Origin of the sequence: Parabacteroides vesiculifaciens, from assembly GCF_049860805.1 — a bacterium.
GTDB lineage: Bacteria > Bacteroidota > Bacteroidia > Bacteroidales > Tannerellaceae > Parabacteroides.
In genome coordinates this window covers 405,732-421,466 of record NZ_CP187555.1, presented here as the reverse complement: position 1 = coordinate 421,466, position 15,735 = coordinate 405,732, and the positions used below count along the sequence as shown (strand labels likewise).

Annotated in this window: 11 protein-coding genes and 1 tRNA gene; 6 read left to right on the top strand and 6 right to left on the bottom strand. The window is 46.0% G+C overall.

Annotated elements, in window-relative coordinates:
• Positions 1-32 precede the first annotated feature (32 nt).
• Complete coding sequence (locus ACPYIV_RS01720; RefSeq protein ID WP_293733888.1) at positions 33-1,448, top strand: RagB/SusD family nutrient uptake outer membrane protein; 1,416 nt, start codon at positions 33-35, stop codon at positions 1,446-1,448.
• A 244-nt stretch (positions 1,449-1,692) separates the two neighbouring features.
• Here ACPYIV_RS01720 and ACPYIV_RS01715 read toward each other — a convergent pair whose 3' ends face one another.
• The 4 genes from ACPYIV_RS01715 to argB form a co-directional block, all read right to left on the bottom strand.
• Entirely contained in the window at positions 1,693-3,153 is a 1,461-nt protein-coding gene (locus ACPYIV_RS01715) for a TolB family protein (RefSeq protein WP_425885208.1), read from the bottom strand.
• 11 nt (positions 3,154-3,164) lie between these two features.
• Positions 3,165-4,916 (bottom strand): DUF6057 family protein, encoded by a 1,752-nt coding sequence (locus ACPYIV_RS01710; RefSeq protein ID WP_425885206.1) that lies wholly within the window; start codon positions 4,914-4,916, stop codon positions 3,165-3,167.
• A gap of 11 nt (positions 4,917-4,927) precedes the next feature.
• Entirely contained in the window at positions 4,928-6,397 is a 1,470-nt protein-coding gene (locus tag ACPYIV_RS01705; protein WP_425885204.1) for an ATP-binding cassette domain-containing protein, read from the bottom strand.
• A 261-nt stretch (positions 6,398-6,658) separates the two neighbouring features.
• Complete coding sequence (gene argB, locus ACPYIV_RS01700) at positions 6,659-7,426, bottom strand: acetylglutamate kinase (RefSeq protein ID WP_293738916.1); 768 nt, start codon at positions 7,424-7,426, stop codon at positions 6,659-6,661.
• 77 nt (positions 7,427-7,503) lie between these two features.
• On the opposite strand from argB, the gene ACPYIV_RS01695 reads away from it, so the two are divergent.
• Positions 7,504-7,576 (top strand) — tRNA-Gly (locus ACPYIV_RS01695).
• A 239-nt stretch (positions 7,577-7,815) separates the two neighbouring features.
• Here ACPYIV_RS01695 and lon read toward each other — a convergent pair.
• Positions 7,816-10,278, bottom strand: coding sequence for an endopeptidase La (lon, locus tag ACPYIV_RS01690; RefSeq protein WP_293733893.1), 2,463 nt, complete (start codon positions 10,276-10,278; stop codon positions 7,816-7,818).
• Between the two features lie 168 nt (positions 10,279-10,446).
• On the opposite strand from lon, the gene ACPYIV_RS01685 reads away from it, so the two are divergent.
• Positions 10,447-11,163 (top strand): tRNA1(Val) (adenine(37)-N6)-methyltransferase, encoded by a 717-nt coding sequence (locus ACPYIV_RS01685; protein ID WP_425885201.1) that lies wholly within the window; start codon positions 10,447-10,449, stop codon positions 11,161-11,163.
• On the opposite strand, the gene ACPYIV_RS01680 is transcribed toward ACPYIV_RS01685, so the two are convergent.
• Positions 11,148-12,119: a diacylglycerol/lipid kinase family protein gene (locus ACPYIV_RS01680; RefSeq protein WP_293733895.1), complete on the bottom strand. Its 972-nt coding sequence runs from the start codon at positions 12,117-12,119 to the stop codon at positions 11,148-11,150. The two genes, ACPYIV_RS01685 and ACPYIV_RS01680, sit on opposite strands and share 16 nt — an antisense overlap.
• Positions 12,120-12,314: 195 nt before the next feature.
• Here ACPYIV_RS01680 and spt point away from each other — a divergent pair, with 195 nt between their 5' ends.
• The 3 genes from spt (at position 12,315) to gldH (ending at position 15,639) form a co-directional block, all read left to right on the top strand.
• Complete coding sequence (gene spt, locus ACPYIV_RS01675; protein WP_293733896.1) at positions 12,315-13,502, top strand: serine palmitoyltransferase; 1,188 nt, start codon at positions 12,315-12,317, stop codon at positions 13,500-13,502.
• A 153-nt stretch (positions 13,503-13,655) separates the two neighbouring features.
• Positions 13,656-15,188, top strand: a complete 1,533-nt coding sequence (locus ACPYIV_RS01670) for a PSP1 domain-containing protein (protein WP_425885198.1) — start codon at positions 13,656-13,658, stop codon at positions 15,186-15,188.
• Positions 15,181-15,639 carry a gliding motility lipoprotein GldH gene (gene gldH / locus ACPYIV_RS01665; protein ID WP_301705348.1) on the top strand — a complete coding sequence of 153 codons (459 nt, stop codon included), beginning with the start codon at positions 15,181-15,183 and terminating at the stop codon, positions 15,637-15,639. Before ACPYIV_RS01670 ends, gldH begins: the two co-directional genes overlap by 8 nt.
• Positions 15,640-15,735: the final 96 nt, after the last annotated feature.

Below are 15,735 nucleotides of genomic sequence, written 5' to 3'. Positions count from 1 at the left end.
CGGAATTCGTTTTACTATAAAAAATAACAACGATGAATAGAATAAACATAAAATCTATATTTGTTGCTGCAGCAATTACTTCGGTGACATTTACATCTTGTGATGGATATCTGGATACTTTCCCTTCAGATTCATTGGTCAGTACAGATGCAATCACGACTTTACAAGATGTGGAAACTGCACTTAACGGTGCATATTACGAACTAAAAGATGACAGTTACTACGGCTGCGATTTCGTAGCACGTGCAGAAGTAGGCGGAGAAGATGTTCAAACATTAACCTCCGGTGGTTTAAGAACGGATACATATTATCGCTTCACTCACCGGCAGAATAACTCGCCTGAAGAGTTGTGGAGCTATCCGTATGCAATCATCAACCGTGCAAATGTATTGTTGAATGCTATTGAAACAGGAGATCTTCCTGCCGGAGACGAGCTTAATAATGCAAAAGGAGAAGCATTAGCTCTGCGTGCACTATGCCATTTTGATTTGCTGATCACATACGCTAAACCGTATTTTGTGGAAAATGGTGAAACTCCGGGCATCGTATTAGTGAAAGAAGTACTGGGAGCAGACGACCTTCCTGCCCGTTCAACTGTTGCACAGGGATATGAAATGGTTATTACTGATTTGGAAGAGGCATTGAAATATATCGGAACGGAAGTAAAAAACGGCCGTTTCAACAGCTGGGCAGTAAAAGGATTGCTTGCACGTGTCAATCTTTATAAAAGAGATTGGGAAAAAGCATTTTCTTATGCTGAAGATGTAATAAACAATTCACCTTACTCTTTGTTGAAAACAGAAGACTACGTTGCTTCATGGTCTGCAAGATATTCTTCCGAATCAGTATTCGATCTGGAAATTTCGGATTTGGACGCCGGTAACCGGGAAATGTTTGGTTATGTTATCGATCCCAAAGGATATGCAGCGATTTCCATCACGAAAGAATTTGAAGATCTTATCAACGAAAACCAGGATGATATCCGTCGCAATTTGTTAAGTGCCACAACCATAGAAGGTCGTACCTATATGAACAAATACCCTGGCATCGGAGGTAAAGCAGCCGTAAACAATATTCGTGTAATCAGATTATCTGATATCTATCTGATTGCTGCAGAAGCTGCATTGAAAAAATCTTCAGTAGACCAGGCAAGTGCCAATAAGTATTTGAACGCTATCATCAAACGCGCTATACCGGGTGCTGCAGATGTTACTGCTACCGAAGCATTGGTATTGAAAGAAAGACGTAAGGAATTAGTAATGGAAGGTCATCGTTTCTATGACATTATGCGTTTAGGCATAACAGTTACTCGCCAGGGCGGTTACCACTTCCTGAATAATACGGACCTTATTTCTCCGAGCTATCAGGATTATCGTACAATTTTAGCAATACCACAAGCTGAAATCGACGTCAATCCTAATATCAAACAGAATGAAGGATACTTCTAAAAATAATTTTTAAATGAGAAAGAGGCCGTTATTCAGTATATCGGCCTCTTTTTTTATTGTTTTACTATTGATAGCAGCAATTTATCTTACATCTTATTAGTAATATATGAGGCGTTCAATAGCTTAATTGGACAATTGAGTCTGCTTTTCATCAATATAATCGCCACTTTGGCATCCCGTCAAATTAGTTATCTGATAGCTGTTGCTGATGGAGTGGTCAATTTCTCTTCCAAGGACATTTCTATTATCGGGCAAACCTGACATCCTTTCCCTTATCGCTCTTCGCCTTAATAGCCAGCACCCGGCCTTGCACTTTTACCTTTCCGGCTATAAATTCGGGTATATTGAACGACTTCATAAAAGAATGATAGAAATCAGTATCTTTCTGAGGCAGAAGGAACGGCTTGCCTACTTTGCCATCCTCGCCCACATAAGCAATATACGGACGTGTATATAAACCGTCTATCCTCCGGCTACTGAAAACAAACCAACGGCTGTTGCTGCTCCATGAATGATAGCTTTCCACATCGTCGCTATTCACTTCCGTCAGAGGACGGCTCGTTCCAGTCTGAAGATCTGTCATATACAAATCCGCATCTTTATGCCAGATCGAAAAGTTTCCATAACCGGATAACGTATATAAAAGGTAACGTCCGTCAGGCGAAACGCGCGGGAAGGAGGCACTCATTCCGCCACTCTTTGCATTATAAAGCGTGTCGACCTGCGTCCCGAAAGCACGTGTCGCCGGATCAAAGGAAACGGAGCAAAGATTATATTTGACTTCCGAGTATTCCTGCGGAATAGGCCGTGCTTCTGCCGTACAGAAATAAAGAGTCTTCCCGTCAGGCGAGAAAGTCGGGAATGTTTCGAAAGCATCTTTCGAGAAGATGTTTGAAGCCGTTACAATTTCGTGCTTTTCCACATCGTACACCACGACATCGGAAGCCTCGTCATACACCTCCACCCTATTTTTGTCATTCAAATGGAATGCCTGCTTGGTTGTATTTACAGAAAAAGCCACATATTTGCCCGAAGGATGCCAGGAAGGGTAAACCAAAGAAGAAATCGTTTCCTTCGTTTTGGTATTCAGCTTTTCAACCTTATCGCCATCGACCAGGATCGTTCCCGGAAAAGTCTCACGCATATGGAACAACATCTTATCCGGATTCTGCATGCAAAACGAATGGCAATTCACACAATTGTTACCACTCATCTTATTTTCAATAATTGGAGTTTGCGTATAACTTTCCAGATTCCGCTGATAAATTCCCATCTTGTTCCACAACTCATATCCCGGATCGATCAGGCGGTAAGCCAGATAAGAATCTACTTTTTCCGGAGCAATTTGGATGGTCAAAGGAGAATAGGCCACCCACTCATTGCCTTGTTTCATCCGGACCGTTACTTGTATGGACTTACCGGCAGCCGATTCCAAGAGTTTCTTCCACTTGGAAGAAGGAATCGTAAAGCTTCCTTTTTTCCCTATCACCTCGAATTGTAACCCTTCAAAAGAAAAGACAGCACGCGATTCGGCATTCTGATCATTCAAAGCAAAATTCAGGGGAGCAATGTTAGGAGGAATTACCACACCGTTATAATCAGGGAAAATGACAGGCACTTCATCCAATGTCCGGCTCACCTTCACCGAGTCGGAGCAAGACAACATAGCTGCCAGCATCAATACATATATATTCTTTCTTTCCATGTTCTTACGCATCATTTAAACATAAAGTAAAACCAATAGGTGTTTCCGTACGACCGATTCAACAGCCCGGCAAGAGCACTGTTATTACGGTTCGCAAGCACCTGCTTTTTATAGTCGGCAAAGCGGGCTACAATCGTTTCGGAGATATTGAAACGTTTCCAATAGTCCGGTTCTTTTTCAGACATCACAATTACGGCTTCTTGAAAATGCACAGGCAATGCGGGCAAGAACTCCGTTCCGTAATATTTCTCCATCAGTACTTTAAACCCTTCCAGATTTTTAGCCAGTAAATACATCGCGCCCAAATACTGCAAAGCAGCAGAATTGGCCGGTCCCTTTTCCAAAAAGAGCTCCAGGTCTCCGGTCAATCCATCTATCATTGCCAATGAATTCCGGTCCGGCAACATCCGCCTGCGGGTTCCCAATACGGGATCGCTTTCGACGGCTTGGTCATTATAAAGATATTTGCGCTGTGATTCGGCCCAATCCCGATATGCATACGTTTTCTCAAGTATCGAGATATATTTTTCTGCAATGGGATACGTGCCGTAAATCAGATTCGTCTGCACCAGTCTTTTCAACATACGCGGATTGCCATCCTCCATCGCACTCACATAACCTTCAAAAGCCATTTCCTGGGACGATGCGGTCGCTCCCATCGTAAAATAGATATCACTGAGCATACAGGATATATTTTCCGATTTATTCCATTGCACAAGCAACCCCTGCGGTCCCCGCTGGTCGAAGTTGAACATTTTGTCCGAAAGTTCTCCCTTGTTAGCTAATGCCATATTCAAATGGCACATATATAAGAAATTAGTCAGTTTCCCTTTACACTCTTCTATCGTCTTGTCCCATTGTTCCGTACGGGCAAAATAATCCAGTTTCTTCAGCCTTAACGTCTTTGCATCACTATATTTGGGGATTCCCCACCACAAAACAATACCGATCATAGCCAATTGGACAACACAGCTGATCCCCGCAAATAATTTCTTTCCGGACAGACCTTTTCTATTCCGTAAAAAGAAAGCGACAAGGAAAACCAAAGGCAGACAAATCCAGGAATAATAAATAATCTCTTTAGGATGAAGCGTATAATGATAATACAGATCCGGTCCGAAAACCCACCTATATTCACCCATCAAAGAGAAATAAACCGTTCCGATGCCCATTAACAATACTTCCGCAACCCCGATTAACGAGATGTACCATTTAGGCGTCTTCTGTAACCCCTCGAACAAGCAGGCCATCCCGGCAAACAGCACGGCTATCGATCCGGCCAGCCAAAACAAGACCGGAACCAGCACACAACCTGCAACCAAACGGAAAAGATCATTCCGTATCCGCATATACCCACAAAGCAAAGCCGTCATCATCAGATAGCAAACGGTGCCCTGTACCCGGTAATTGAAATCAAAATGCATGAACAGCAAAGCCAAAACCGGTAAAACATAGAGGATAAAGAGTCCCGAAGCCGGCGCAATCCGCTTCACGATACCTGCCGTACAAATCCCGACACCAGTCAATAAGGCCGCAGTAACCAACGGTCCGATATAAGGCCGAATAAAGAACTGCACCAGGAACTCCGCCACCAACATGGAAAAGCCGCCCGGCAGAACCAGTTTATTCCCAATATACGCCTCGGAAAACAAAAACAGCTGGCTCTGTTCTATATAGTAAAAGTGATACTGGAAACTCGTTTGCAAGAAAGTAAACAAAGCTCCGAAAACGATCAACCAAAAGGCAACAAGTTTATATTTCATCAGACAAATCCTTAAGCGTGTTTAACCAATTCAAAACGTTTATCCACACAGGCGGGCAATTCATGCGGATAGTGCGTGACATAAATCAGCGTCTTCCCCGGACGCGAACAGAACTGCTCGATAATGGCAGCCGCCTTCTTCTTATTGCTCACATCCAAGCCGTGCAACGGCTCATCCAGAATGATCAGATCCGGATCTTTGACAAACGCACGCGCCAGAAGCACCAACCGCTGTTCACCGGAAGAAAGCGTAAGGAAAGAGCGGTCTTTCAACCCTTCGATACCGAACACACGCATCCAGGCCAAAGCAACCTGCTGCTGTTGTTCCGTACATTTTCTGAACAACCCGATCGAGTCAAAAAAGCCGGAACCTACAATATTCAATGCCGGTACATTCTCCATATAGAAAAGATGCATTTCCGGGGAAACATATCCGATACGTTTCTTGATATCCCAGATACTTTCTCCCGAACCGCGTTTCCGGTCAAAAAGATAAAGCGTGTTGGCATACGATTGCGGATTATCAGCATAAATCAAACTCAACAACGTCGATTTGCCGGCCCCGTTCGGACCGAACAACGCCCACTTCTCCCCGTTTTTCACTTCCCAATCCAGTTCTTTCAGGATCGTACGGCTACCATATTTGATCGAAACGTGTTCCATCCTGAAAGTAACGAGGTGAGCGGAAGGTTCTTTCCGCTCCTCGACAGGAAGTAAAAATAATCCGCTCCGTTCGGAATCGTCTTTTCCCTCGGACGGAAACAAATCGGCAATCAGATCCGACTGCTTCAGAAATTCTTCGCGGCTGCAAACCGGAAGACATCTGCGCTGCTTGACCGGTAAGACATGCGTTATCATTTCAGGTATATCGTCCGGATTAGAAAGCAATAAGACCACCTGAACCCCTTTCAACTTCGTCATTTGCTGCAACATCTCCACCAGAACTCTTCTTGAAGGAGCATCCAGCCCGATAAACGGATTATCCAATATCAGGACACGGGGACGCTTCAGCAATGTACGGACAATCAAGAACTTCCTCAATTCACCACTGGACAGGAAAATTAGCTTCTTCGGCAGAAACTCTTCTATACCGAACAGAGATAACACTTTATGATAATCTTCCGATCCCGCATCTTCATCTAATATTTCTTCTATTGTAGGGACTTCGTCCGTCTCAGTCGAATGCCAGCGTTGCTGATAATAAGAATTACGGCAATCGGCCAGGGAATAAATATCTTTAAACGCAATACTTTTCACCAAGTTACTGACATTACCCTCATATCCGAAAGTAACGTCCCCTTCTTTCAATGCAAATTTACGTTGCATGACGTCGGCAATCAACGTCTTGCCTGCACCGTTCGGACCTATGACAGCCCATTGTTGTCCCTCTTCAATTATCCAGTTAAGAGGTTCGTCAAAACGCAGTTCCGGCAAGCGAGTTACAACGTTCCGAATATTTACCATTATTTTCCTATTTTCCATCGCCTTTTTATTACACGAAGCAAAGGTAACAGAAAAGGGGAAACTCTCCCAAGCTCCCCCTTCTATTTTGTACAGGTATATTGTTTATATATTCCTTCGCAAATTAGTTACCAAAACAAACCTGCACAGTATCCCAACGTTCGTTTCAAAAATACACTTAAACTATTTACACCACAAATATAGTAAATTATTTTACTTATTATCATTTTGCAGTTTAAATTTGTTGCAAAACATAATATTTACAACAAATTTAGTAACATATCAAAAGACACGTGTACCTTTTCCCAAATGAATATCCGAAGCCTGCGTTATAATTACCTGCTTAACACCGGCCTCGATTGCTTGAAACGAATTTTCGAGTTTAGGAATCATTCCCCCTTGAATCACACCAGCTTCTACATACTGCTTGAAAGCAGTACGGTCTATTTCGGGGATTACACTTTCATCATCGTTCTCATCCTTCAAAACTCCTTTCTTTTCAAAGCAGAACATCAAAGTCACTTCGAAATGTTTAGCCAGGGCTTTGGCGGCTTCGCCTGCGATCGTATCAGCGTTGGTATTCAACAGATGTCCTTGTTTATCGTGTGTAAGGGGAGCCAGTACCGGGACAATGCCTTGATGAATCAGAGATGCCAGCAGATCTGCATTCACCTCTTTCACATCGCCGACAAAGCCATAGTCCACCTCTCCTACCGGGCGTTTATCCGACCGCATCAGATTCATATCCGCCCCGGTCAGTCCCAACGCGTTTATGCCTAAAGCCTGGAGGCCGGCGACGATATTCTTATTGACAAGTCCTCCATAAACCATCGTAACCACTTTCAACATATCCGCATCCGTAATCCGGCGTCCGCCTACCATCTTACTCTCGATACCCAACTGTGCAGCCAGTTTCGTTGCGGAACGTCCGCCTCCATGAACCAGCACTTTATATCCTTCCACCTGCGAGAAGTCGTTCAGCAGATTGCGGAGCGTTTCTTCTTCTTCCACAATCTTTCCTCCCACCTTAATCAGCGTAAGCTTTTCCATTACTATAAATTCTTTTAAAATTTTTGTGCCAAAGGTACTAAAAAATAAAAGATTTGTATACATTTGCACCATCCAACGCGGTAGTAGCTCAGTTGGTAGAGCATCAGCTTCCCAAGCTGAGGGTCACGAGTTCGAGCCTCGCCTACCGCTCAATCCTATAAATCAGGCAATTGTTTCTAAAAACGATTGCCTGATTTTGTTTTTCCCTTCAACAGGACAAACGTATTAAGGATGCCGGTTGTTTTGCTAAAAATATCATTTAAATAGAATATAATTCAAGTACAATGCCACTCCCGAATATAGCCGACATAAAATAAGCCCTGTAAAGGAACTGCCTACATTCGGCACATCACCTTTACAGGGCTTATATATAGAAACGCTATTTATCTTCAGAACAAAGGATTAGCCACTTTTTCATTCAATAAGGCCAGATCAACCACCTGGCGGATATCATCCACATAGTGGAAAGTCAATCCTTTCAAATAGTCCGGCTTGATCTCTTCAATATCTTTCTTATTCTCCTGGCAGAGGATCAGTTCCTTGATTCCGGCACGCTTTGCAGCCAGAATCTTTTCTTTGATGCCGCCCACCGGGAGGACTTTGCCACGCAGCGTGATCTCGCCCGTCATGGCCAGGTTGCTGCGCACCTTACGTTGCGTAAAGGCTGACACCAATGAAGTCACCATCGTGACGCCGGCGCTCGGACCGTCTTTCGGTATCGCTCCTTCGGGCACATGAATATGGACATTCCAGTTTTCAAACATATCTTCAGCGATATCGAACAGCCCGGCATGCGAATGGATATATTCGAGTGCCAACATGGCAGATTCTTTCATCACATCACCTAAATTACCTGTCAAAGTGAGCTTTGAACCTTTCCCTTTGCTCAAACTGGATTCAACAAAGAGGATCTCACCGCCGACAGCCGTCCAGGCAAGGCCGGTTACGACACCTGCATAATCATTGCCCTGATATTTATCACGGGTATATTCGACTGCTCCCAGGTAATCGTGCAAATCTTCAGGGCGTATCTGCGCTGGAAGCACCTCGTCGGACGCCATCTTGCGGGCCAGCTTACGCATGATCTTGGCGATCTTTTTGTCCAGCTCGCGCACACCGCTTTCACGGGTGTAAGACTCGATGATCGCTTGCAGCGTCTTTTTCGGGAACTTCACCTTTCCTTTCGGCAGGCCGTGGATCTCCAATTGTTTCGGGACCAAGTGGCGGGCAGCGATTTCCACTTTCTCTTCCATGATATAGCCACTCACCTCGATCAGTTCCATACGGTCCAGCAAGGGCTGGGAGATCGTATTCAAGTTATTGGCGGTCGCAATAAACATCACCTTGCTCAAGTCATAATCGATATCCAGATAGTTATCGTGGAAAGCATTGTTCTGCTCCGGGTCCAACACCTCGAGCAAAGCGGAAGCAGGATCGCCCTTGAAGTCATTCGTCACCTTGTCTATTTCGTCAAGGATGAACACAGGGTTTGAAGTTCCGGCCTTCTGGAGGTTCTGGATAATACGTCCGGACATCGCACCGATATAGGTACGACGGTGGCCACGTATCTCCGCCTCGTCGTGTAGGCCGCCCAACGAAACTCGGACATACTTGCGATGCAGGGCTTCTGCGACCGATTTTCCCAATGAAGTCTTACCGACTCCCGGAGGCCCATACAGGCAGATGATGGGCGATTTCATATCCCCTTTCAGTTTCAGCACGGCCAGGTGCTCGATGATACGCTCTTTGACCTTTTCCAACCCGTAGTGATCGCGGTCCAGGACTTTCTGGGCATGGGCAAGATTGAAATTATCCTTGCTACATTCGTTCCACGGCAGATTGATGATCGTCTGCACATATTGCGTCTGGATCGAAAAATCCGGCGATTGCGGATGCAGGCGTTCCAGCTTGCGCACTTCTTTTTCAAACGTTTCGGCCACAGCGGGCGACCATTTCTTCTTGGCAGCCTTCTCGCGCAGTTCCTTTATCTCCAGTTCATTGATATTACCGCCCAACTCTTCCTGGATCGTCTTGATCTGCTGCTGGAGGAAGTATTCCTTCTGTTGCTGGTTGATATCTTCGTGTGTCTTCATCTGGATGGACGTTTTCAGTTCCACCAGCTGATACTCGCGGTTCAGGATAAACAGGAGACGGTACGCACGGTCTTTCAAGTTACCGATCAACAACAAATCTTGTTTTTCAGACGATCCGTTAGGGACATTGCTGCAAGAGAAATTGATCGTGTAAATGACATTATTATTATTCTTTATTGAGAAAATCAAGTCGCGCGGAGGTTCGGAAACAGCTCCGAGCATCTTGACAGTCAAATCTTTGATAGTCGAAATAAGCGCCTCGAACTCACGGTCGGTCTTGTCCGGCATAACGTCTTCGAGTAATTTGATCTTTCCGGTCAAGTAAGGATCGACGGCAGACAACTCTTCCAGGTGGAAGCGTTTCTTACCTTGCAGGATCACGGTTGTCGACCCGTCCGGCATCTCCAGTACACGGACAATGTCGGCTACGACTCCCGTGGTATACAGATCTTCCTCCTTCGGATCTTCCGTGTTCATATCCTTCTGACAAACCACTCCGATCAGGCTTTTCTTATGGGCTGCATCCTTGATCAGGCGCATAGATTTAGGGCGTCCTATCATGACCGGCATAGCTACGCCGGGGAACAAGACCATATTCCGGAGCGGAAGAATAGGCAACTCCTCTCCTACCTTCTCCATTCCTCCGGTAAAGTCTTCATCAACATCACAATCTGTGAGGATAGGCATTACAATACCAATATTATCTTCCAGGTCGTCGTACGACTCCTCGGCAAACATCGTTACTTTATCTTTCTTCATATATTATTTGTCATCGTTGCGGAATATTCCTTTATCGCCCGCAATTCTACTTTATACAATAAACGTGCCAAAGTTACTATATTTAACTCAAATCTGACTACTTTTGCACCGAACAATTGACAATGGACAATTATTCAGTCCATTGTCAATTATCAAATGTCAATTACTATGTCAAATCCCTTTTTTCAATTCAAACAATTTACCGTCCGTCATGATAAATGCGCGATGAAAGTAGGAACCGACGGCGTTCTGCTCGGCGCATGGGCCGGCACGGAATCGTGCAACCGCATACTGGACATCGGAACCGGAACCGGACTGATCGCCCTGATGCTGGCACAACGCAGCAAGGCGGATATCGACGCTATCGACATTGATGCCGATGCTTGCCGGCAGGCACAGGAGAATGCAGAATCCTCCCCCTTCGCCGGACGAATAAATGTCATACATTCCGCCCTGGCCGATTTCGCACATGCCGGAACGCACAAATATGACCTGATTGTTTCCAATCCCCCTTATTTTGTCGATTCGCTGAAATGCCCGGACCTGCAACGGAACACGGCACGCCACACCGACACGCTGACCTTGGAAGCGCTGCTGCAAGACAGCCGCAAGCTGCTCGCTCCCGGTGGGCGCATCGCCCTCATCCTGCCCTACGACCGGAAAGAGCACCTTGCGGATTGCATCAGAAGGGAAAACCTCTCTCTTTCAAAAGAGATCGCCGTCTTACCCGTGCCCGGCGCACAACCCAAACGGCTGTTAGCCGAACTGGGAGCCGGACCATCCGCATCTCCCGCATATTCCGGCCAGCTGGCCATCGAACTTGCAAGGCATCGGTATACCGACGAATACATCGGTCTCACCAAAGATTTTTATCTGAAGATGTAAGGAAGCTTCTTATCGAAGAAACGGGTTACTTCACCAAACAGATTCTGTACCTCTTCCGTAAAAGAAACAGTTTCCGGCGTCAATACATTCAAGGATTTAGGGAGAACGGAGATTTCTATCCGGCTGTCCGCCATGATCGGCTCGCCGTCCAGGTGCATGACACCCGGATTCTGGCGGATAATCGTCACGGCCTCTCCTTTAAACGTCTTGATCTTGCTGTTGCGGTCGATCTGTTTTGTAAACAACTGGATAGCCAACGGTGCGATATCCAGAGGACCGAAAGGGGAAAGGATCGTAATGTCCATTTTACCATCCTGGATATTGGCATGGGGAGCGATAAACGCATTGTTTCCATACTGCGAAGCATTTCCGCAGGCCACCAAAAAAGCCTTTTCCTTGATCGTCTGGTTATCGATCAGGAGTTCATAAGGCTCGGGCTGGTAACTCAGATATTCCTCCACCGTATTCTTTATATAGGTAAGTGATCCGCGGCGTTTCTCCCCCGCGAACTTTTGGCTGACAGCCGCATCAAAACCGACTCCGCAGGTACAGAAAAAAATACGGCCGTTCGCCTTGCAACAGTCGATTGTCGAGATATGTCCTTTTACGATCAGGTCGACCGCCCGGCGCACATCCATCGGGATATGCAATTCACGCGCCAAGCCGTTACCGGAACCTTTCGGGATGATCCCCAACACAGCATCCGAATGGAGCATGGCGCGGGCAATCTCATTTACAGTCCCGTCTCCTCCGACGGCTATCACGCAATTGGCTCCTTTATCAAGGGCTTGTCGCGTCAGTTCGCTGGCATGACCGGGATATTCGGTAAAAGAAATTTCCACATGACAATTCCCGTCCTCGAAAGCACGTTCTATCATCTTCGGAATCTTTCTCTTCGAGCCAACACCCGATATCGGATTTATGATGGCTTGTATGTTGATTGTTTGTCCCTCCATTCTTTACTGTTACTTACTTTGAGAGGACAAAAATAATGCTTTTGTAAAACTTTTAAAGCATTTCGGCCACTATAAGTTATTTTTTTACTACTTTTGCGGCTGGATTTGCCGAAACATAGTTATTATGTAGTAAGCGGACCTGGGTTCTTTTAGAATAACAACGTAGCGAGAAAATCATTCTCTGTTAATTATAATATGAAACTTTTACAAGAGAAACTATCAAAGTACGATGCACCTCAGCGGGCTATGGCCGCAGGAATTTACCCATACTTCAGAATGATTGAAAGTGATCAGGATACGGAAGTAATGATTAGCGGTAAAAAAGTCCTGATGTTTGGTTCTAACGCCTATTTAGGCCTGACAAACCATCCGAAAGTAAAAGAGGCGGCAATTGATGCCATTAAGAAATATGGTACGGGTTGTGCCGGTTCACGTTTCCTGAACGGAACGCTGGATTTGCACATCCAGTTGGAAAAACGTCTGGCCGAATTTGTCGGAAAAGAAGATGCCATCGTTTATTCTACGGGATTCCAGGTAAACTTAGGTGTCGTATCCTGCCTGACAGGACGTGAAGATTATATCCTTTGGGACGAACTGGACCATGCATCCATCATCGAAGGACACCGTCTTTCCTTCTCTACCAAACTGAAATACAAACATAACGATATGGAGTCGCTGGAAAAACAGCTCCAGAAATGCGAGCCCGACAAGGTGAAGCTGATCGTTATCGATGGTGTGTTCAGTATGGAAGGCGACATTGCCAAATTACCGGAAATCGTTGCATTAGCTAAAAAATATAATGCTAGCGTAATGGTAGACGAAGCTCACGGCTTAGGTGTCCTGGGCGATCACGGTCGCGGGACCTGCAACCACTTCGGCGTAACGAACGATGTGGATCTGATCATGGGTACATTCAGCAAGTCGCTTGCTTCGATCGGCGGTTTCATCGCTTCGGACAAGGAAACGATCAACTATCTGCGACACAACTCCCGTTCTTACATATTCAGTGCAAGTAATACTCCAGCCGCTACGGCAGCAGCCGGCGCTGCACTCGATATCATGCTGAGCGAACCGGAACGTATCGAGCACCTGTGGAAACTGACGCACTACGCACTGGATGGTTTCCGCAATATGGGTTGTGAAATCGGCCATACGGCAACACCGATCATTCCGTTGTTTATCCGCAACAACGATCTGACATTCCTGATCGTAAAAGAACTGTTCGAAGCCGGTATCTTCGTAAACCCGGTAGTATCTCCGGCCGTTGCGCCTGAAGATACGTTGATCCGCTTCTCGCTGATGGCGACCCACACGATCGAACAGCTCGACTATGCGCTGGAAGCCATTCACAAAGTATTTAAAAGTCACGGTCTGGTTAAGTAAATCAGCAGTGGTAAAGATATTGAAAAGGGCAAAACGGAACATTCTGTTTTGCCCTTTCTCTTTATAATTCATTCTTCATTTGCTACGAACCAAATATTTTGACTATTTTTGCGTAATTGTACGCACTATAAATACATTATATATACCAGACAAATGGATTTTAAATTAAATACAGGAAGTTGCTGCATGGGTAAAAAAGGATGCAGTAAAATACAAAATAATAAACTGAACACTTATGACTGGCTTTGCGACGTACCCGATGCGGCAAACGCAACCGATTATGTGGAAGTCCAGTTTAAGAACACCCGTAAAGGGTACTATCTCAACAGTTCTAAAATTCCACTGGAAAAAGGAGATATGGTTGCAGTAGAAGCCAGCCCCGGACACGATATCGGGACCGTGACACTGACCGGCAAACTGGTCCTTCTCCAGATGAAAAAGAACAATATCCGCACCGGCGAAGGTAATGAACCCAAGAAGGTGTATCGCAAAGCCAAACCGACCGATATCGAAAAATACGAAGAGGCGAAGGGTAAGGAACATGCCACGATGATCCGTTCGCGCCAAATCGCTGCCGACCTGGGGTTGAACATGAAGATCGGAGACGTGGAATACCAGGGAGACGGCAACAAGGCGATCTTTTATTACATTGCCGACGAGCGTGTGGACTTCCGCCAGCTGATCAAAGTGCTCGCCGAAGCCTTCCGCGTCCGTATCGAAATGAAACAGATCGGCGCCCGGCAGGAAGCCGGACGTATCGGCGGCATCGGCCCCTGCGGACGTGAGCTATGCTGTTCAAGCTGGATGACCAACTTTGTATCGGTTGCCACAGGTGCGGCCCGCTATCAGGACATCTCCATGAACCCGCAAAAGTTAGCCGGCCAATGCGCCAAGCTGAAATGCTGCATCAACTATGAAGTGGATGCCTATGTGGAAGCGCAAAAGCGCCTGCCGTCACGCGAGATGGTGCTGGAGACGAAAGACAATACCTATTATCACTTCAAAACGGATATCTTCAAACGGGAAATCACTTACTCAACCGATAAATCGTTCGCCGCCAATCTGGTTACGATCTCTGCGGACCGCGCCTTCGACGTCATCAACATGAACAAGAAGGGGACGAAACCCGCCACGCTCGAAGCCGATACCAAGCCACAGCCTCCTAAACGCGATGCACAGGATATCCTGGGGCAGGACAGCGTCACCCGTTTCGATTCTTCCCTGAAAAAGAAGAAAAAGAAACGTAACGGAAATGGCAACGGTAATAAAGAGAACAACGGCAATAGCAAGGATAGTCTGCCGAAAGAAGCCGTAGCTACCCCCAACAACGAAGGGAATAACAAGCCTTCCAACGGAGAAAAGACAAACAACAACGGTAACGAAAATAAAAACGGCAAAGGAAACGGCAACAAGAACGGCAACGGAAACCGTAACCGCAACAACGGGAACCGCGAGAATAACAACCGTGAGAACAATCGTGAGCGGGAGAACCGTGACAACAACCGCGAAAATAACCGGGAGAACAACCGTAACAGGCAGCGTCCGAACCGAGTAAATAACGATAAGCAACCGAATAATGACAAACCTCAGCAACAAGCCAAGCCTGCTGCCAAACAGGATTCCAAGCCGGATTCCAAGCCGGACTCCAAACCAGAAAGCAAGCCTGACACAAAGCCGGATGCTTAAAGGAATCATTGCCATATTGACTTGCATCCTGTTCTTTTCCTGCGAAAATCCAGCCTTGTACGACCAGTATCAGGCAATCAACAACATCACGTGGGAAAAGGACAAGGAATATTATTTCACCTTCGAGGTGAAAGACATATCTGTTCCTTACGACCTGACACTGGAAGTAAGGAACAATAATTTGTATCCTTATCAGAACTTATGGCTTTTCTGTAGCGAAGAGCGGCCGATCGGCCCGCTCCGCCGGGATACGATCGAATGCACGCTTGCCGACGAGTTCGGCAAATGGCACGGGCACGGCATATCCTTATATCAGAGCAGTTTTCCCATCCATTCGCGATATAAATTCCCGTATGCCGGACAATATACGTTCAGTTTCCGCCAGGGAATGCGAGACGATGCCCTGAAAGGCATACAGGAAATCGGCTTCTCGGTCCGCCCTTCCCGTTAACATTTACTGTCGGGGCATATTGCTTTCAATCAAGGCAGCCCGTATTTCCCAGTACGACGACCTCGTACATCTAAGCACAACTACCTCATACACCTA